The sequence below is a fragment of the Indolivaga alginatilytica genome (genome assembly GCF_003201355.1).
Classification (GTDB): domain Bacteria; phylum Bacteroidota; class Bacteroidia; order Bacteroidales; family Dysgonomonadaceae; genus Dysgonomonas_A; species Dysgonomonas_A alginatilytica.
On sequence record NZ_QICL01000003.1, the window covers coordinates 133,741 to 153,854 of the forward strand.

A 20,114-nucleotide genomic window follows, 5' to 3' on the forward strand; every position below is an offset into this window, starting at 1 on the left:
TAATAGTTTCTATATACCTTTTAATACCATTTTAATGAAAAACGAAGCTAGTAAATCATATACCATCGGGCTAACTGTTATAGCTACTCTCGGAGGATTGCTTTTCGGATACGATACGGCAGTAATTTCGGGTACGGTGGAATCTCTCCGTCATTTTTTTATTGATCCTATGGGTTTGCCAACCAATGAGGCAAACGCTATGGAAGGATTTGTTATTAGTAGTGCTTTGATCGGATGTATATTCGGAGCTGCTATTGCAGGATGGGTAAGTCAGCAATTTGGTCGTAAGAAGGCTTTATTTGCGGCAGCTATCCTCTTTTTGTTTGCTGCTATAGGCTCAGCGTGGCCTGAAATAGGCTATCATATGCCCGATGTACAGGATCATACATTTGTGTACCATTTCGTTTTTTACCGTATCATCGGTGGAATAGGGGTTGGTATTGCTTCTATGGTATCTCCTATGTATATTGCCGAAATAGCTCCTCCTGAGAAACGAGGCAGCTTAGTCGCTCTCAATCAATTTGCCATTATATTTGGTATGTTGGTTGTGTACTTTGTTAATTACTTTATAGCAAAACAAGGCGATACTCAATGGTTGCATGCAATGGGCTGGAGATGGATGTTTGCCTCATTGGCAATTCCTTCGGGTCTATTCTTTGTACTGTTGTTCTTTGCTCCTGAGACTCCAAGATGGTTGATAATGAAAGGGCATAAAGAAAAAGGTCTCGATATTCTGACTAAACTTGTTGGAGCTACTGCTGCCAAGAAAGAAATGGATGAAATCCAATATAGTTTTGACAAAGATGAAACAGCCTCATTAAAACCATATTATAAGTTTATGATGACATGGTTAGTTTTGTTCGTTGTCGGTCTTTTGGCTCTTTCCCTTGCGGGAGTACCAAGTGCTCTTGAAATATCAATGATCTGTAGTTTTATAATAGCTCTGTTTGTACCTATCCGTTCTTATGGATTCCTTATCATTATAACTGGGGTGTTACTTTCTGCTTTCCAGCAGTTTGTAGGAATCAATGTTGTGTTGTATTATGCTCCTGAGATTTTCAAGAGTATGGGATCGGGAACAGATTCGGCTTTGTTACAAACCATCATTGTCGGTATAATAAACTTGTCGTTTACAGTATTGGCAATTATGACTGTGGATAAATTCGGTCGTAAACCCCTGTTGATTATTGGTGCATTGATTATGGCTGTATCTATGTTAGGATTGGGAACCTCATTCTCTCAAAACCTGAATGGAACTTTGAAATTGATTTTTATGTTGACATACACTGCAGGGTTTGCCATGTCATGGGGACCTGTTTGCTGGGTTATGTTGTCTGAAATATTCCCGAACTCAGTACGATCGTCTGTGATGTCCATCGCAGTTGCTGCACAATGGGTGTCGAATTTTCTTATTTCGTGGACTTTCCCTATTATGGATAAGAATGAAACTTTAGTAAGTACATTCAACCATGGATTTGCTTATTGGATATACGGTGCTATGTCTGTGCTGGCTGCTGTGTTTGTTTGGAAATTCCTTCCTGAAACAAAAGGTAAGACTTTAGAGGATATGGAACAGCTTTGGAAAAAATAAGGTCACAGACCTTTTTATTACTCAGGCGAGTATAGCGATTAAAAAAGAAACGGACGAAAAGCAATATTTAGCTTTTCGTCCGTTTTTTATGATGTATGACAAAATGTCTTGTTTCTTAAAGAATTAGCATCGAGTCGCCATAAGTTCCGAAACGGTATTTCTCTTTTACAGCTTCTTCGTACAATTCCATTACTTTATCATATCCGCCAAATGCAGCAGTCATCATAAGTAGTGTTGATTGTGGAAGGTGTAAGTTTGTTACCATGGCATCAGCAATGTTAAACTCATAAGGAGGGAATATAAACTTGTTAGTCCATCCCTTGCTTGCTTTTAACTGATGGTCGGTACTTACGATCGTTTCTATAGCTCGCATAGATGATGTACCTACGGCACAGATCTTAGCCCCATTCGCTTTTGCTTTATTTACAATATCGGCAGCATGTTGTGTAACTTCCATTTGCTCCGAATCCATTTTGTGCTTGGTAAGGTCTTCTACATCAATTTCTCTGTAGTTGCCTAATCCTGAGTGCAAAGTGATATGAGCAAAATCAATCCCTTTTATTTCCATACGCTTCAGCAATTCACGGCTGAAGTGCATACCTGCCGCAGGAGCTACAACGGCACCTTCGTTTTTTGCAAATATGGTTTGGTATCTGTGTTTGTCATCTTCTTCCTCCTGACGACCCAGATACTTAGGAATTGGTGTTTCTCCTAAAGAATAAAGAGCTGTCTTGAATTCTTCTGCCGGACCATCATATAAGAACCTTAGTGTACGTCCGCGTGAAGTTGTATTGTCAATTACTTCGGCTACCATCGAATCATCATCGCCAAAATACAATTTATTGCCTATTCTTATTTTACGGGCGGGATCAACCAATACATCCCAAAGATGGAATTCTTCGTTGAGTTCACGTAATAAGAAAACCTCGATTTTTGCTCCTGTTTTCTCTTTATTGCCGTAAAGACGTGCAGGAAATACTTTCGTGTCGTTGAAAACAAAAACATCTTTATCATCGAAGTACTCAAGGATGTCCTTAAATTGCTTATGTTCGACTTGACCGGTCTTTCGGTCGAAAACTAACATTCGTGATTCATCTCTATTCTTGTTAGGATGACTAGCAATTAGTTCCTCTGGAAAATCGAATCTAAATTGTGAAAGTTTCATATTTATATATCTGTTTATTTATTTCTTATTATTATTTATGCCTATCAAAGCTTTAAAATCTCTACCATAAAGACTCATTAGTCGCAAAAAGTAAACAAAATAAGTAACAAAAGTTACTCGTAAATGAGTAATAAGTGTCACTTTTTTCACTTTCATAAGTGATTGTTAATCAAAAGATACTGATAAAAAAGGTGACAAAAGTGACAAAAGTAACACTTTTTCTACTGTCTTATTATCTCTTTTTTTACTGTTTACTTTTTCCTGATTCGGGCAGACACACAAGTCAGCCTCTACGGTATCCTGTCAGCTGTTTACTGATAGATAATATTATCTATATCTTCTGCCTTCATACATTGATCTAGAGTAACTTCTCCAATCCGGGTACGTATAAGAGCTGTAAGATGTCCTCCTGATTGAAGTGCTTCACCAATATCTCGTGCCAAAGCTCTGATATAAGTGCCTTTACTGCATACTACGCGTATTTTAATACTGTCTTTGGCGAAATCGAGTAACTCTATCTCATCTATAACAAGTACTTTCGGTTTTAGTTCTACCTCTTCACCGTTACGTGCCAGATTATAAGCTCTTTCACCGTTTACTTTGCAAGCCGAATATGCCGGGGGAATCTGCTCGATCCGTCCAACAAATGACTTAAGTGTTTCCTCGACCAGCTCTTTTGTTATATGCGCGGTCGGAAAGGTTTTATCTACTTCCGTTTCCAAATCGAAAGAAGGAGTAGTGGCGCCTAGTTTAATAGTAGCTACATATTCCTTTCCCTGATACTGGAAAGTCTCGATAAGTTTGGTCTTTTTTCCGGTACATATAATCATTACCCCTGTTGCCAAAGGGTCTAATGTTCCGGCATGACCAACTTTCAGTTTCTTTATATTCAAACCTCTACATAATTTACTACGCAATTTCCGTACCAAATCAAAAGATGTCCAGTTTAAAGGTTTATCTATATATATAATTTCTCCCGAAATGAAATCCATCTGTTTTTTTATAATAGCAAGTATTTAATGATCTTTTTAAATTTACGAGCCTCAAAGTTTGTTTACTCATATACCTGTTAACTATTTTTATACTTGCCAAAGCAATAAATAGGTCTGTGACCTTACTTGCCAAAGTAATAAATAGGGTCTGTGACCTTATAGAATATTCAGGTCGTGACCTGTAAGTAAGTAAATAAGAATTCCTAGTCCTAAAACGATTCTGTACCAGCCAAATAGCTTGAATCCGTATTTGGTTACATAGCCGATAAAGAATTTAATGGCTAGCATAGCTACAACAAATGCAACTAAATTACCAATGATTAAGGTTGACATATTGTCTTGTAGAATCTGAGCCCCGTCAGGTTGCATCAGTAGCTTTAGTAATTTATATCCTGTTGCCGCTGCCATAGTAGGCACTGCAAGAAAGAAAGAAAATTCGGCAGCCGATTTACGTGTCAGTTTTTGACTCATACCTCCGACAATAGTTGACATTGAGCGGGATACGCCGGGAATCATAGCAATACATTGGAAACATCCAATAATAAATGCATTCTTATAGGTGATTTCTTTGTCCTTGTCGGGAGAGTTAAACCATTTATCAACGAATAGCATAACAATACCTCCTAAAACCAAAGTTGTAGCTACTACATATACGTTTTCGAGCATATCATCAATAACATCATTGAATAAAAGCCCCAAAATAGCAGCAGGTATAAATCCGATTAATAATTTAATGTAGAAATCCCACGATTGGAAGAAACGTTTCCAATAAAGAACTAATACAGATAATATGGCTCCGAATTGGATGATAACTGTAAATGCTTTAACGAAATCGGTACTCTCGATGCCTAATAGCTTCTCAGCTATAATCATGTGACCGGTCGATGATATTGGTAGAAACTCTGTAAGCCCTTCTACAATGGCTATAATAATAGTCTGTAGTGTATCCATTCTTTAAATAGTACGTTTTATTTTATATTTTCCGGTGTGTTATGTTATGCTTTGGGGGAATCCTGAGCTAAAGAATCGTCTTTTTGCTTGTTCGGGTATAATATTCCGACTATCATCAGTAAGAAACCAAAAAAAGAAAACATGGGACCTGCAACAATACGTCGCGTGCTAAAAATATCAGGTTGAAAACCGCTTTCGATACTGGTTGACGAGCCTGTCATTAATAAAAAACCAATCATAATAATCGCAAACGATGCTGCACATATTATGTAATTAAGTTTGCCTAATGCAAAATTTTTCTTTTCCATCTTCTTTTTTAGTTTACTCGTTTTACTTGCCCACTTGTTTACTTTTTATATTAAGCGTGATACAAGTTATTTGTATTCATATTTAAATATCGGTTTACTGCCGATGTGGTTGCCAAAAGCGGAAGGATTATACCTAATGCCAAAACAACAACATAGAGGATAACCAGATTCTGCATCCTTATTATCGAGATGATTTCAGGAAACTCTTTAGCCAGCATATATATCAATGCAGTGATTCCGATATTTGCGATGATAGCAGCTATCACACCATATACTATTGCTTTAATGACAAAAGGTTTACGAATAAAACCATTTGTGGCACCAACCAATTGCATGGTGTTTATTAAAAAACGTTTGGCATAAATGTTAAGCCGGATAGTGTTTCTGATAAGAGTGAATGATATAAACATCAATATAACGGCTAGTATCAATAATCCTGTTCCTACCTTCGATAGGTTCGAGTTGATCATCTCTATCGTATCTTCGCTATATAAGAAACTCTTTACAATTTTTTGTCCTTTAAGGCTTTTCTCAACCACCTTGATGCTGTCGATATTGGCATATTCGGATTTTAGAGTAATGTCAAAATAATTTGATGCCGGTGTATATCCCAGTATTTCTTCAGGGTCACCGCCTAACTCTTCTATCAGTTCCTTTTTAATTTCATCTTTACTGATGAAGGTTACCGATTTTATATAAGGCTTGGCATTAAGCTGTTTTTGAAGTTTTGCAGCGGCGGCATCTGTTGTGTCGTCTGATAACTCTATCGTTATACTGAGGTTCTCTTTTATAAATGATGAGATTTCGCGTCCCATAACTCCTACAAAAAAAGTCAATCCCAGTAAAAATAAAACTAAGGTAATACTTACAGTTGTAGTTACACCGGTTCCAAATAGAGATGTAGTCTTTAGTTGACGATTTTTTGACATAAAATATTTACTCTGCTTTTATTTTTGTATCTTCGATATGAGTGATTTAGATACTTCACGCCTTAATTTGGTGCAAAGAAACAAAATATAATGCTGTTTTGTAGCATTTTTTATGTTTTTTAATTATAAAAATCCAGAATACCGGGTAATATGATTATTAGAATGTCTTAATTTTGCCGATCAATATCTCGATTTTATTATAGCTAGAACAAACCCTCTTGGCTGATTGTTTTCATATATGTGTAATCTTTTATATATTCGCATATATAATAGAAAGGGTTTATTATTAAAAATATCAATTGTACTAAAGGATTAAATATAAAATGCAAGAAGATCAAGATACAATATTGGATGAGATAACATCCGGTGATTATAAATATGGTTTCGTAACCGATATAGAAAACGAATCCATTGGTAAGGGTTTGAATGAAGATGTGATCAGGCTGATTTCATCTAAAAAAAATGAACCCGAATGGTTGTTGGAATACAGACTGAATGCTTACAGACATTGGCTTACAATGAAAATGCCTGAATGGGCACAGTTAGATATTCCTGAGATTAACTATCAGGATGTAATTTATTATTCGGCTCCAAAACAAAAAATAGCTCCCGAAAGTTTAGATCAGGTAGACCCCGAATTATTGAAGACATTCGATAAATTAGGTATTTCTATAAACGAGCAAAAAAAATTAGTAGGAATGGCTGTGGATGTTGTAATGGACAGCGTTTCAGTAAAAACGACATTCAGGGATGTATTGTCCGAAAAAGGAATTATCTTTTGTTCTTTCGGTGAAGCCGTGCAGGAATATCCTGACTTGGTTAAGAAGTACTTAGGGACGGTTGTTCCATCCAAGGATAATTATTTTGCGGCTTTAAACTCGGCTGTATTTAGTGACGGTTCGTTCGCTTATATTCCAAAGGGAGTTCGTTGCCCGATGGAGCTTTCGACTTACTTCCGTATCAATGCAGCTAATACAGGTCAGTTCGAAAGAACTTTACTTGTTGCCGATGACGATTCGTATGTGAGTTACCTGGAAGGCTGTACTGCTCCTATGAGGGACGAAAACCAGCTGCATGCTGCTATTGTTGAGATAGTTGCTATGGATCGTGCAGAAGTGAAATATTCGACTGTTCAAAACTGGTATCCGGGTGATAAAGAGGGTAAAGGCGGTATCTACAACTTTGTAACTAAACGTGGAATCTGTAAAGGAGAATCATCTAAAATATCGTGGACTCAGGTTGAAACAGGTTCAGCTATAACATGGAAGTACCCGTCTTGTATATTGGTCGGAGATAACTCAAGCGGAGAATTCTACTCGGTTGCAGTTACTAACCATCATCAGCAAGCAGATACAGGAACGAAGATGATTCACATTGGTAAAAATACCCGAAGCCGTATTGTTTCTAAAGGTATCTCGGCAGGACAAAGTCAGAACTCTTATAGAGGATTGGTAAAGGTGTCTCCAAAGGCTGAGAATGCCCGTAATCACTCACAATGTGATAGTTTATTGCTCGGTGATAGATGCGGTGCCCATACATTTCCGTATTCCGAAATAGCTAACTCTTCAGCTATTATAGAACACGAGGCTACAACTTCCAAGATTAGCGAAGATCAGGTTTTTTATTGTAATCAACGAGGTATAGCCACCGAAGATGCAGTAGGATTGATTGTAAACGGTTATGCAAAAGAAGTTATGCAAAAACTTCCTATGGAATTTGCGGTAGAAGCTCAGAAATTACTCCAAATTAGTTTAGAGGGTAGCGTCGGTTGATCGAAATAATTTATACTATATAAATGAAAAGAGTATTTCAATTAGAAATACTCTTTTTTTTGCTTTGTAGGGGCGTATTGCATACGCTCTAAAAAATTACGGGCGTATGCAATACGCCCCTACAACTATTCTATATTTTTTCTCACTTTCGTTAAGAATTCTAACATTTCACCGGCATCTTTCTTTTCGATGATTGAAAGCAATTGTCCCAGTTCTTCTCTTATCTGTTCCACTTGTTGTGGAGTATATGGGTTGAATAAAATCTCAGTCAAAAGGAAATCGTCTTCCGACAAAAGACCTTTGGCAATATCCATGTGTCTTTTGAAAGTAGTTCCTGGAGCTTCCTGATGTTTCATAACCGAGGCAAATACCAGAGTTGAAGCAAAAGGTATAGATAGCGAATAGGCTATCGTTTGATCATGCTCATCGAAGCTGTATTCAAATACTTGAAGGTGTAGGCTTCTGTATAAATCCAGAAAGAACTCTTTACCCTTTTCCGATGATTCTGATATAACAATGGCACTTTGGGTGCTAAGGTTCCGCAGATCGGCAAAGGTAGGTCCGAACATAGGGTGTGAAGAGGCAAAAGGTTGTTTTATGGATGCGTAAAATTCCTGTAAGCCTGTTTTTACCGATGCTATATCCGAGATAATACAAGTTTCGCTAATGTATGGCAGAATAGTTTTGAATGCATCAATAGTATATTTTACGGTTGCCGCATTGATAACTAACTCCGGATTGAATTCCGAAATTTCTTTCGGATCACTCATCCTTACCACATTGTAAGCGAATTTTAATCGATCGGGGTTTGTGTCAAATATCGCAACCTCATGATTGGAACTCAGTACATCAGAAAAGAAAGATCCCATCTTTCCTGCACCTAATATTAATATTTTCATAACTGTGTATTATAAAATATAGCCAGTTGTTTATTGATTTATCAACTGGCTATTTAATTTTTATAAAGAGGTCTTCCGACTTTTATTTATTTAAAATATCCAGTTGCACTCTTACTGATTCTTCGTGTATAGCTTCTAGTATAACACGCATAAATTCAGGATTCATACCCATTTCAGTAGCTTGAGCAATACGTTTAGTCAGAATTTCATCATAACGATCGGTTTGTACGATAGTCATATTATGCTCTTTTTTGAAAGTGCCGATCTCTTTGGAAACACGCATGCGTTTAGCTATAAGTTCGAGTAACTGATCGTCTGCTTCATCAATTTGACGGCGAAGAGCTGATAAATCTTCAGTTGTTTGTTTACCTTCACGTATAATTAATGCACCTAGTATTTCCTTTAATCTCTCAGGTGTTACTTGTTGAGAAGCATCACTCCAAGCAGAATCGGGGTTGCAATGTGTTTCGATGATCAGACCTTCGAAATTCAAATCCATAGCTTGTTGAGAAAGCGGTTGAATCAAATCGCGTTTTCCTCCGATATGGCTAGGGTCGCAAATGATCGGAAGATCAGGGTAACGACGTTTCAATTCGATTGGTATATGCCATTGTGGAAGGTTACGGTATATCTTTTTGTCGAAAGAACTGAATCCTCTGTGTATAGCTCCCAGTTTAGTTAAACCAACATTGCTTAAACGTTCCAGTGCACCGATCCATAATTCGAGATCAGGATTTACAGGATTCTTTACTAGTACAGGAATATCGACTCCTTGTAAAGCTTCTGCAATTTCTTGTACAGCAAAAGGGTTTGCAGTTGTACGTGCACCGATCCAAAGTAAATCTACTCCGTATTTAAGAGCTTCGTATACATGTTTTTGAGTGGCAACTTCTGTAGAAACATACATTCCCGTTTCTTTTTTCACTCTCTTCAACCAAGCTAAGCCTTCGCTTCCGATACCTTCAAAACCTCCGGGTTTAGTACGGGGTTTCCATATTCCGGCACGCATTACTTTAATACCGTCAGCTGCCAGTTGTTTGGCAGTTTCCATTACTTGGTCTTCAGTTTCGGCACTGCAAGGTCCTGCAATAACGAAAGGTCTTTTCGGGTCTACTCCCGGAAGTAAAATTGATTCTAATTTCATCTTGTTTTTTATTTTAATTATTGATTATTACTTTTTTTGTTTACATACAGAGGTCACAAAGGTATATCACAGAGTTGAGTTTATAAAGAATCATGCCTCTATTAAATATTCGCAACCTTTAATGTCATTGTTATCTCATCTACATATTCATCAGATGATAGCTTAATAAAATCGGGATGCCTTCCAATCTCTGTAAAACCGAATTTATGATAGAGTGCAATTCCATTTTTATTGGTTACGTATGTTCCCAGCCAAAGAATTTCTATCGATGGATTTTCTTTAGCCCATTTTATTGCAGCCTCAAAAAATGCTGATCCAACTCCTTTGCCCCTCCATGATGCAAGCATACCTATACCAATGCAAGAGGTGTGTTTCATCATTTCTCTTTGGGCTCCGTTAAGGCTTATATTCCCAATGATCCGATTATCGTATGTTGCTACTAATAGCAGGCTATTTTTGCTGTCGATAAGAGATTTGATCCATGTGGCTTCTTCATCCGCCGTAAGGTTAAATTCTCCTTGAGTGTAGGGTATAAATTCACTCTCTTCAACATATTCCTTTACAACAGCTACCAGCTCTTCGGCATCGTTCATTCGGGCTTCACGGATAACTATGGTTTCTCCGTTCTTTAAGACTGATTCTATTGCTTCAAATTTCATGTCTGATAGAATTTAAGCCAGTTTTTTTATTCTTTCCAAAGCCTCTTTCAGCATTTGCTCATTGCAGCAAAGAGAGATGCGGATGTATCTTTTGCCTTTATCGCCGAATATAAATCCGGGGGTAAGGAATACATTTGCTTCATATAGAATTTTGTCTGCCAGTTCAGCACTGTCTTTGTACGTATCAGGAATTTTTCCCCATAAGAACAGACCTACTTGCTTCGGATCAAAAGTACAGCCTAAGGTATCCATTATTTGCTCTGCATACTTGCGGCGGGCCGTGTATAAGTTGATATTATTCTCTATATGCCATTCTTCCGAATTGTTGAGTGCTGCAATAGCTGCTAATTGAACAGGTTTAAACTGACCGCTGTCGATATTACTTTTCACTTTCAGTATCCATTGTACAAATTGCGGATTGGATGCCAACATAGCCATACGCCACCCCGGCATATTGTGCGATTTGCTGAGCGAATTCATTTCAATACAAATATCTTTAGCCCCTTCTATTTGCAGGATGCTCAATCTGTTTGTATTTAAAATAAAGCTATATGGATTATCATTGACGATTACAATTCCGTGTTTCTTACCGAACGCGACCAAACGCTCATATAATTCTACTGTTGCATTTGCTCCGGTAGGCATATTGGGATAATTAACCCACATCAATTTTACATTCGACAAGTCTGTTTTTTCGAGAGCCTCAAAATCCGGCTGCCAATTATTGTTCTCATCCAGATCGTAAGTATGTATTTTGGCTTGCACCAGATTACTAACTGATGTATATGTCGGGTAACCGGGATTTGGGATGAGTACACCATCTCCGGGATTAAGAAATGTAAGTGAAATATGTAAGATTCCTTCCTTAGATCCTATAAGCGGCTGAACTTCCCGAGAAGGGTCTAAATCTACCTTATACCATTTCTTGTACCAATCAGCGAAAGCACAGCGTAGTTCGGGTATACCTACGTAAGGCTGATATCCGTGTACGTCTGGTTTTACAGCCGATTCGCATAGAGCCTCTATCGTCTCTTTGGAAGGAGGCAGATCGGGGCTTCCTATGCCCAGGCTTATTACATTTTTGCCTGCTGCATTCATCTCGGCAACTTCTTTAAGTTTTGTCGAGAAATAGTATTCGCTAATAGAATTGAGGCGCTCTGCCGGAGTAATCTGTTTCGTGCTCATATTTCTAAGTAAAGTTACAATTTAATGATAATTCCGGTTGTAGGGGCAGACCTGCGTATCTGGCTTTTGTAGGTGAACATATAGTTCACACCCCTACACCAAAGTAATGAAAAGGTATCGAACCTTTATAGTTCACTTTGTCTTCCTTCAGGGTAATCTCCCAATATTTTCAAATCGCTGATTAATGGACGTATTGCTGTCAGTGATTGTTGATATCGTTCATAATTATCGAATTTTATATCTACATAAAACTGATATTCCCATTCTCTGCCAATAATAGGAAGCGATTGTATCTTAGTCAGGTTTACATGATAGAATGAAAGTACAGATAGTACCTGCGATAAGCTTCCCTCGCTGTGAGGCACTGTAAAAACAATAGATGATTTATTTAATACTTCGTCTTTCTGTATTTCGTCTACAATCCATCGGTTGCCAAAAATAAGAAAGCGAGTAAAATTGTGCTTGTTAGTTTCAATTCCCCTCGCTAGTATATCTAATCCGTATATTTCGGCTGCTCTTGTACTGCATATGGCTGCTGTGCCTACTAGGTTTTTATCGGCAATATCTTTTGCTGCAAGTGCTGTATCCTCGTGTTCCACTACTTTTACTTTAGGTAAAGTTTCTAAGAAATCGACACACTGCATCAATGCAATAGGGTGAGATGTTACTTCTTTAATGTCATGTATACTTTGTCCGGGTAATGCAGCCAGGCAATGCGATACACGTTGTTTGTATTCACCGGCAATAGGTAGCTTATTTGTCTTTAGCAATTCATAGTTTTGTAGGAGACTACCTGCAATTGTATTCTCAATAGCCATGATCCCGATTATATTCGGATCTTTCTTGATAGAGGTAAAAATATCTTTAAATGTGATACAGGGAACGATTTCAACCTCTTCTCCTACAAAAAAGTTTTCTGCTGCTATCCCGTGATATGCTCCGAGTCCTCCTTGAATTGCTACCTTTCTCATTTGAGTAATTTCTATTATTTGTTTGTATATGACTTAATATCTGAGACCTTTTCTTGCTTTGACAAGTATAATATCTATTGATTATTATAGCTTCTAAATACTTCATTCATTTTTCCGGAATACTTAAAATGAAAAAATCCCGTCAGGCTTGACAGGATTTTATATATCTATTATGTTGTTTTCTTTACTACATACAAAATCCTGTCTTACCTTTTAAAGTAAAAGTAAAAAAAGAAGTAGTATGCAAAAGAAAAATTTCTCATTGTTCTGTTTTTCGTAAAATGATTTGACAAAAGTAATATTTTTTTGACAAATGCAATTCTTTTTTCATATTTTTTTATTGATCACTTATATATACTGTATTTTGCAGTCTTTTTTTGTGGATATATAAATGTCTTTTTGAAGTTTTTTAGGCGTATTTTCAATCATTAATTATTGCTTTATATAAAACTATAGTATTTGTAAATTTCTAATCTTGTATTTCACTCTGTTTTTATACCTTCTTTTAGATGTTATAAATGCTGTTTTTTGTTGATTTTTTTATTTTTATTATTTCTAGTGTTATGTTTGTCTAATAGAATATAGTATTTGTAATATCTTATATAATAAGGTATTGTATTTTATGTTTTTGTGAAATTGCTTATTAATTATAGTGTCCCTATGTTCTATATAAATATATGATATAATGATTTTATTTGAAGTTATCTATGATCATTTTAATGGTTTATGTAGGCTTATAAAGGGTGGTTTTTTGCTATTACTTACTTCCATTTTATATGAGAAAACACTTGTTCTTTTAAGAGATATTCTTGTTAGGTAGAATTATTCTGTTTAGTAATAATGTTTGACTCTAAAATATATCACCTATGATAAAAAAATGGAGAATTAAAGAATTAGATATAACTTTGTCTTCGATTTTTTAGATATAGTAGGTTCTAATAACGTTTTTCTTAGACTGCTTGCTGAAATAATAAATAGGTCTGTGACCTAAATCAATTAAAGTAATGAAAATTAGCAATATAAATTTTACAGACCAACCGGTCTTTCTGGCTCCAATGGAAGATGTTACGGATATGGATTTCAGAGTTTTGTGTAAAGAATTTGGAGCAGACATGGTTTATACGGAGTTTGTTTCGAGCGATGCTTTGATAAGACATGTAAATAAGACCAAAGAAAAGCTGATTATCTGCGAAGCTGAGCGTCCTGTTGCCATACAAATATATGGCAGGGAGGTTGAGGCGATGGTAGAGGCTGCCAAAATCTGTGAGGAAGCTCAGCCTGATATTATCGATATAAACTTTGGCTGTCCCGTAAAGAAGGTTGCTGGAAAGGGTGCAGGTTCGGGTATGATGAAAACGCCGGAACTTATGGTTGAAATAACACGTGAAGTTGTAAAGGCTGTAAATTTGCCTGTTACGCTGAAAACCCGTTTAGGCTGGGATCATGACTCGAAAATAATTGTAGAACTTGCCGAGCAATTGCAAGATGTGGGTATACAGGCTTTGACCATTCACGGCAGAACCCGTAGTCAAATGTATAGAGACAATGCTGATTGGTCTTTGATTGCAGATGTGAAGAACAACCAGCGTATGCACATTCCTATTATCGGTAATGGCGATGTTACTACCCCTGAAGAATGCAAATTTCGATTTGATCAAACGGGTGTAGATGCAGTGATGATAGGCCGTGGTGCTATCGGTAACCCATGGATATTTAAAGAAGTAAAACATTTCCTTAAAACGGGAGAGTTGTTGCCTGATGAATCATTTGTCTGGTATTTAAATATTCTGAAAGACTATATTAAAAAGAATGTAGACCATTCGGGAGAGCGAGGAGGCATTATTCATAGCCGCAGGCATTTAGCGGCAAGTAACTTGTTTAAAGGTATCCCCGATTTCAAAAAGACCCGTATTGCTATGCTGAGGGCTGCAACTCTTGACGAATTATTTTCTATATTGGATTCTATCCCGGGAGAGTTTGGTCTTGAATAAGCCATTTTGTGATATCCTGAAAATAAAGAGTCGAATACTGGTTTCACAACTGGTATTCGACTATAATTGAGTTAGTAGTAAAAATTTTATCTTGAACTAAAGTCGGAAACTAATACCCCTTTATCTCCAATGTTCAGGTAATCTATAGTGAGTAGCTGACCTTCCGAACCATAGGTGTACATTGCGTATTTTATTTCATTTTCCCACATTTCATTTGATTCATTGAATGTTGTATAAGACAGTATTTGGAGTTGTCCATTAGTACTGTACTCATATTGGTATTTCTGAATCGCATTCCATTTCGATTGATTAGAATTCCATACAGATAATACTCTCTCCCGAAGATTTCCATTGTTGTCATACTTATTCTCGTATTGCTTAATAAGTATGAGATTTTTGTCGTCTTCACCTTTGCAAACAGTTGTTTTTACTATTTGCCCTTGTTTATTTACTTCATTGTTTTTATAGAGACTTTCTTTGCCGGAGGCGTTTTCAATATTGGCTATCAGTGCAAGAGCTGAAATAGCTAAGGTAATTATGATTGTTTTCATGATCTTGAGTATTTGTAATTAAAGGCTGTTTAGATATAAGACTCCTCGAAGAGGTTATTTGTTACAATCCAATGCTTTTTAGTATATTTTCTCTTTTTTTTAGAGAGCTGTTTGCTAGGGACGGTGATTACCCCGTCCGTTATATAAAAGGATGACAGCATTGAGAGTTACTCCTGTACTTATGTACCTTGTTGATTACTTAGTCGTTATCCCAGTAGTCAGAAAAATGGTGACGATAATTAATCGGTTCATCTATTATTACTGTCTTATTAAGAGGACTGTTTATCTCGATTTCAAATAATTCTCTGTTCCACGGATGATTTCTGTTGTACAAATGAGGTTTGAGCAGTACCAGTGAATCGTGTATATTATAGCTGAATTTAGCATCCGTTGCTTTTGCTTTTGCTGCCTGAAAACTCCTGTCAAAGGCCGTCTTTTTTATTTTTATTTCAAAATTTTTATAGATAGTATCCTGATTTACCCGAACTTTTGGAAAAACAAACCAAGATTTAGGATCGCCGTCTAAAGTATATAGTTCATTTTCATTTTTTCCCCAATGATATGCACTCTGTAAATCGGGATGAAGCCTTACATGCAGCGTATCGGATGTGGTATTTATATGGACTCTTTCTGTGAAATCGGCATCTTCGTAATAATTTTTTGCCTGTTTGGTTGATATTATTCCTATATAAGAGCCTGCACCAATCCATATCAGAAATGCAATACCAAATATGACGAAATCTTTAGGGGTGATTTTTGTGTATATTATAATCCCTAAGTATATTAAACAGATTGCAGGTAAGAACCATAAAATTGCCAATGCAATATTGATATTACTGGAGTAGAAGCCAAATATGATTAAGAAGTCGCCAACAGAAGGAAGGTCTACTATCGCAGGAAAGAATATTGCAAATCCTCCAAGTAGAATTATTCCTATTCCAATCATGAATATGATAGTTCCACACACTGCTTTAATAATAGAACCTAGTACAGATCCCATGTGGCTTTCTCTTTTTCTTGGAATTTTGGCTGTCCTGTTTTCTATAGCTTCTATACTTGGATCTTCTCCCGACATAGCCAGTTTTTGAGCCATAGTTCTGGCTTTGGGCATGGCTATCCATAATAGAAAGTAGGAAGCAAGGAGATAACCGGCCAGTTTATCCGTAGCAAAACCTGCTAACGCAATACTGGCTGCGTATGCAACTCTGACTATGACAGGATCGAGGTGGAAAAATTTTGCCAGTCCGGCGCAAACCCCTCCGAGAACTCCGTTTTCTTTATCTCTGTATAATTTTTTGCGGATTGTTGTATTCTCAGGCTTTTCGGGTTGGCTGTTATTATCAGTGTCTGTTGCTTCTTCCTCAAAATCAACAGGATTCCCCATGATACCTATAATGCTGTTAGCATCTTCCAGCGTGATTATATTTTCACTTTTACTTGCTTTCATTTGCAGGAGTTCGCACATACGAGCTTCTATGTCTGCAATAATCTCAGTGCCGTCTTCTTTGTTCTCGAAATGGAGCTTCAGATTATCAAGATAAGATTTCAATATCTCGTATGCGTCTGCATCTAATGTGAATGCGTATCCTCCTATACTGGCTTTTATTGTCTCTTTCATTTTGGTACTTTGTTAAGTTGTAGTTATTTGTTATCAACTATTTGATTCAGGGACATTCAGAAATTGATTTTTCCGGATGCGGGCAATCGTATTTACCAGATCTGCCCATACATTGTCGAGCTCTGCTAATACTGCTTTGCCTCTCTCTGTGATAGAGTAATACTTACGGGGTGGCCCTTGAGTAGATTCTTCCCATCTGTACGACAGTAACTCCTGATTCTTTTGTCTGGTTAACAGGGGATATAAAGTTCCTTCAACCACTATCATTTCCGATTCTTTCAACTCATTGATGATCGAAGATGCATAGGCGTCACCTTCTGAAAGGATGCTTAAGATGCAATACTCGAGAATGCCTTTTCTCATCTGAGCTTTTATGTTGTCTACATTAATTGGTTCCATATTCTGATTTTTTAATGCGTTAGTTATAATAAGTAACGTTAAATAGTTGAAGCGATGCCTTATCGCTATAATTGCCTTTGAATATTTTATATACCAAGGTAATAAGAAAGTCCGAGGCCTTGGATGCAATATTGTTTGTCACAAAAGAGAGATCTGTGGCTTTATTTGCTGTAATTTCTAAGATTTTCGGGAGTTATAGGTTCTCCGTTCATTTCCATCTTTTGGATAACGGTTTCAGCTTTCGGCATAATTACCCAAAGGATAATATAGGCGAGCAGGGCAGAACCGCCGAAGAAGAATACAAGAACAAAGATGGCTCTGATTATTGTTGTGTCTATTTCGAAATAGGAGGCAAGACCTCCGCAAACGCCAGCAAAGACTTTGTCTTCCATGTTGCGATATAGTTTCTTATTTGTTTTCATTTTTTTACTTGTTTTTTGTTGTGAATTACTATTCGAATTTATAGTTGAGTCTATTTCCCCAAGACATTGAATAACGACTCTTACTGAATCTTCTCCAATGACCTGATTGGGATATTTTATTTCTTTCTGAAATATTTCGGCAACTCTGGCTTCTACATCTTCCATTATTTCTTTTGCATCTTCTTTTGGTAAGGATGCTTCGAATCTCGATAAATATGCTTTCAATTGAATGTAAGCATCATCTTCAATTGTGAAATTGATTCCTCCGATATTGACTTCTACTACTTTTTTCATATCTGTAATTTTTAGCTTTTCTCCTATGCAATGATTTATGTTATGCAAATATATGTAATAATTTTAGTACTATGCAATACATAATACCTTCTTGTGGATTGTACTAGGTTTTGTGTTTTGGTTTAATGTGTTGTGATACAGATTTTTATTGTGTTTTTCTTATTTGTTTATTTAACTTTATTTAACTGTGAAGGGCGAAAAAAAGAGGAAGTGCATTAGATACACTTCCTCTCTGAGGCTATTATTTTTATTGAGACTAATCAATAAAAGGGTCTGAGACCCTACATTCTGTCAGGAACCTCGATACCTAATAACTGCATACCTGTTTTAACTATTTTGGCCACATTAGCGGACAAGGTTAATCGTAATTCTTTTATGTTCTTATCTTCTTCTTTTAAGATAGAGTGATCGTGATAAAACTGATTATACTCTTTTACCAGCTCATACACATAATTTGCAATAAGTGCAGGATTATATTCGTCTCCCGCCTGTTTGAGGGTGCTTGCAAATTCGGCAATCAGTTGTATAAGCGCAGTTTCTTTTTCGGTAAGGTTTGTTTCTTTCTCTAAACTTTGAGGGATACTCAATCCTTGCTCCGCAGCCTTTCTTAATACCGATTGTATACGCGCATATGTATATTGAATGAATGGACCCGTGTTTCCGTTGAAATCTATCGACTCAGCCGGATTGAATACCATATTCTTTTTAGGATCGACTTTCAGGATGAAGTATTTCAAAGCACCCAGACCAACTATACGTGCGATATTAGCAGCTTCTTCATCCGTGCAATTGTCAAGTTTGCCCAATTCCTCAGAGGTTTCCCGTGCAGTAGTTATCATGTCTTCAATCAGATCATCGGCATCTACTACAGTTCCTTCTCTCGATTTCATTCGTCCCATACCTTTGGGTAGTTCAACCATTCCGTAGGAGAAGTGAACTAAGTCTTTCCCAAATTGAAAGCCTAATTTATCAAGAATGATAGATAATACCTGAAAATGATAATTTTGCTCATTTCCTACTACATAGACCATCTTGTCTATAGAAAAATCTTTGTAACGTTGCTCGGCAGTACCGATATCCTGAGTCATATACACGGATGTGCCGTCGCCACGAAGCAGTAGCTTTTGGTCGAGGCCTTCCGCTGAAAGATCAACCCATACCGATCCGTCTTCTTTTTTGTAGAATATATTTTTTTCGAGACCTTCAAGAACTTTCTCTTTTCCGTCCAGATAGGTTTCCGATTCGTAGTATATCTTGTCGAAGTCTACACCTAATACTTTGTAGGTTTCACCAAACCCTGCATATACCCAACTGTTCATGGTTTTCCATAACTCTACGGTTTCGGTGTCTCCTGCTTCCCACATTCTAAGCATCTCACGTGCTTCCGCCATTAAGCTCGATTTTGCTTCTGCTTCTTCCTTGCTAAGCCCTTCGCTTTGAAGTTTGTCCAGTTCAGCTTTGTAATGTTTGTCGAATAGAACATAATATTCACCTACAAGGTGATCTCCTTTTTCTCCCGTAGATTCAGGAGTTGCCCCATTACCCCATTTTTTCCAGGCAAGCATCGATTTACATATATGTATACCTCTATCATTTACGATGTTGGTTTTCTTTACATTTAATCCGTTTGCTTTCAGTACTTCTGCAAGAGCGAATCCCAAGAGGTTGTTACGGATATGTCCTAAATGGAGAGGTTTATTGGTATTGGGCGATGAGTACTCGATCATTACCAACGGCGAATTATCGGTTGGTTGTACTATCCCGTAATTTTCCTCGGAGTTTATATCAGAAAGCAACCCGACCCAGCATGATGAGTTTATTTCGAGATTTAGAAAACCCTTTACAACGTTAAAGTCTGCAACTTCGGGACTGTTTTCTTTCAGCCATTCTCCAATTTCCTGACCTGTTTGTTCGGGTCCTTTTTTCGAAATTTTCAGAAAAGGAAATGCAACAAGTGTAAGATGTCCTTTAAATTCCTTTCTTGTTTTTTGGAGCTGAACCAAAGAGCTATCTACTTCCGTATTATATAAATGTTTGATTGCCGAAATAATACTTGTCAGTATTGTTTGTTCTACTTTCATTATTAAAAAAGTTTCGTCTTTTATTTTCTATTGTAAATTTAAGGTGCAAAGCTACAAAAAAGGATTGAAAAGGTAAGGTGTCAGGTTGTTTTATTACTTGGATAAGCGCATTAGTCGAAGCTTATTATACTCTGAAAATGGAATGCTTTTTATTGGTGTCTTTTAAGTCTGCAAAATTATTTATTGCTTTGG

The 20,114-nt window shown here is 36.9% G+C and carries 18 protein-coding genes; 3 read left to right on the forward strand and 15 right to left on the reverse strand.

The window, feature by feature from the left end:
- The first annotated feature begins 34 nt into the window (after nucleotides 1-34).
- The gene (gene xylE, locus CLV62_RS04485; protein WP_110309595.1) at nucleotides 35-1,591 is read left to right on the forward strand and encodes a D-xylose transporter XylE; all 1,557 of its coding nucleotides are present in this window, start codon (nucleotides 35-37) and stop codon (nucleotides 1,589-1,591) included.
- 115 nt (nucleotides 1,592-1,706) lie between these two features.
- Here the strand turns inward: xylE and queA are convergent, their stop codons facing one another.
- The 5 genes from queA to CLV62_RS04510 all read right to left on the reverse strand — a co-directional run bounded on the left by queA (nucleotide 1,707) and on the right by CLV62_RS04510 (nucleotide 5,936).
- Nucleotides 1,707-2,756 carry a tRNA preQ1(34) S-adenosylmethionine ribosyltransferase-isomerase QueA gene (gene queA / locus CLV62_RS04490; protein ID WP_110309596.1) on the reverse strand — a complete coding sequence of 350 codons (1,050 nt, stop codon included), beginning with the start codon at nucleotides 2,754-2,756 and terminating at the stop codon, nucleotides 1,707-1,709.
- A gap of 311 nt (nucleotides 2,757-3,067) precedes the next feature.
- Nucleotides 3,068-3,748, reverse strand: a complete 681-nt coding sequence (truB, locus tag CLV62_RS04495) for a tRNA pseudouridine(55) synthase TruB (RefSeq protein WP_110309597.1) — start codon at nucleotides 3,746-3,748, stop codon at nucleotides 3,068-3,070.
- 156 nt (nucleotides 3,749-3,904) lie between these two features.
- Complete coding sequence (locus CLV62_RS04500) at nucleotides 3,905-4,699, reverse strand: undecaprenyl-diphosphate phosphatase (protein ID WP_110309598.1); 795 nt, start codon at nucleotides 4,697-4,699, stop codon at nucleotides 3,905-3,907.
- 44 nt (nucleotides 4,700-4,743) lie between these two features.
- The gene (locus CLV62_RS04505) at nucleotides 4,744-5,007 is read right to left on the reverse strand and encodes a DUF3098 domain-containing protein (RefSeq protein WP_110309599.1); all 264 of its coding nucleotides are present in this window, start codon (nucleotides 5,005-5,007) and stop codon (nucleotides 4,744-4,746) included.
- Nucleotides 5,008-5,057: 50 nt separating this feature from the next.
- Entirely contained in the window at nucleotides 5,058-5,936 is an 879-nt protein-coding gene (locus CLV62_RS04510) for a cell division protein FtsX (RefSeq protein WP_110309600.1), read from the reverse strand.
- Nucleotides 5,937-6,259: 323 nt separating this feature from the next.
- Here CLV62_RS04510 and sufB point away from each other — a divergent pair, with 323 nt between their 5' ends.
- Nucleotides 6,260-7,708, forward strand: coding sequence for a Fe-S cluster assembly protein SufB (gene sufB / locus CLV62_RS04515; protein WP_110309601.1), 1,449 nt, complete (start codon nucleotides 6,260-6,262; stop codon nucleotides 7,706-7,708).
- Between the two features lie 125 nt (nucleotides 7,709-7,833).
- Here sufB and CLV62_RS04520 read toward each other — a convergent pair whose 3' ends face one another.
- The 5 genes from CLV62_RS04520 to CLV62_RS04540 form a co-directional block, all read right to left on the reverse strand.
- Nucleotides 7,834-8,607 (reverse strand): prephenate dehydrogenase, encoded by a 774-nt coding sequence (locus CLV62_RS04520; protein WP_110309602.1) that lies wholly within the window; start codon nucleotides 8,605-8,607, stop codon nucleotides 7,834-7,836.
- Nucleotides 8,608-8,689: 82 nt separating this feature from the next.
- Entirely contained in the window at nucleotides 8,690-9,751 is a 1,062-nt protein-coding gene (locus CLV62_RS04525) for a bifunctional 3-deoxy-7-phosphoheptulonate synthase/chorismate mutase type II (RefSeq protein WP_110309603.1), read from the reverse strand.
- A gap of 101 nt (nucleotides 9,752-9,852) precedes the next feature.
- Entirely contained in the window at nucleotides 9,853-10,410 is a 558-nt protein-coding gene (locus CLV62_RS04530) for a GNAT family N-acetyltransferase (protein ID WP_110309604.1), read from the reverse strand.
- A gap of 12 nt (nucleotides 10,411-10,422) precedes the next feature.
- Nucleotides 10,423-11,595: a pyridoxal phosphate-dependent aminotransferase gene (locus CLV62_RS04535; RefSeq protein WP_110309605.1), complete on the reverse strand. Its 1,173-nt coding sequence runs from the start codon at nucleotides 11,593-11,595 to the stop codon at nucleotides 10,423-10,425.
- Nucleotides 11,596-11,720: 125 nt separating this feature from the next.
- A complete protein-coding gene (locus tag CLV62_RS04540; protein ID WP_110309606.1) occupies nucleotides 11,721-12,566 on the reverse strand; it encodes a prephenate dehydratase in 846 nt (281 codons plus the stop codon).
- 1,004 nt (nucleotides 12,567-13,570) lie between these two features.
- Between CLV62_RS04540 and dusB the strand changes: the two genes are divergently transcribed.
- Nucleotides 13,571-14,557 carry a tRNA dihydrouridine synthase DusB gene (gene dusB, locus CLV62_RS04545; protein WP_110309607.1) on the forward strand — a complete coding sequence of 329 codons (987 nt, stop codon included), beginning with the start codon at nucleotides 13,571-13,573 and terminating at the stop codon, nucleotides 14,555-14,557.
- 86 nt (nucleotides 14,558-14,643) lie between these two features.
- Here the strand turns inward: dusB and CLV62_RS04550 are convergent, their stop codons facing one another.
- The 5 genes from CLV62_RS04550 to argS all read right to left on the reverse strand — a co-directional run bounded on the left by CLV62_RS04550 (nucleotide 14,644) and on the right by argS (nucleotide 19,922).
- Nucleotides 14,644-15,108 (reverse strand): DUF3836 domain-containing protein, encoded by a 465-nt coding sequence (locus tag CLV62_RS04550; protein ID WP_110309608.1) that lies wholly within the window; start codon nucleotides 15,106-15,108, stop codon nucleotides 14,644-14,646.
- Between the two features lie 199 nt (nucleotides 15,109-15,307).
- Nucleotides 15,308-16,726 carry a PspC domain-containing protein gene (locus CLV62_RS04555; protein ID WP_110309609.1) on the reverse strand — a complete coding sequence of 473 codons (1,419 nt, stop codon included), beginning with the start codon at nucleotides 16,724-16,726 and terminating at the stop codon, nucleotides 15,308-15,310.
- A 33-nt stretch (nucleotides 16,727-16,759) separates the two neighbouring features.
- Nucleotides 16,760-17,125, reverse strand: a complete 366-nt coding sequence (locus CLV62_RS04560) for a PadR family transcriptional regulator (protein ID WP_110309610.1) — start codon at nucleotides 17,123-17,125, stop codon at nucleotides 16,760-16,762.
- A gap of 161 nt (nucleotides 17,126-17,286) precedes the next feature.
- On the reverse strand, nucleotides 17,287-17,841 hold the full coding sequence (locus tag CLV62_RS04565) for a PspC domain-containing protein (protein ID WP_110309611.1): 555 nt from the start codon (nucleotides 17,839-17,841) through the stop codon (nucleotides 17,287-17,289).
- Between the two features lie 281 nt (nucleotides 17,842-18,122).
- Nucleotides 18,123-19,922: an arginine--tRNA ligase gene (gene argS, locus CLV62_RS04570; RefSeq protein ID WP_110309612.1), complete on the reverse strand. Its 1,800-nt coding sequence runs from the start codon at nucleotides 19,920-19,922 to the stop codon at nucleotides 18,123-18,125.
- Nucleotides 19,923-20,114: the final 192 nt, after the last annotated feature.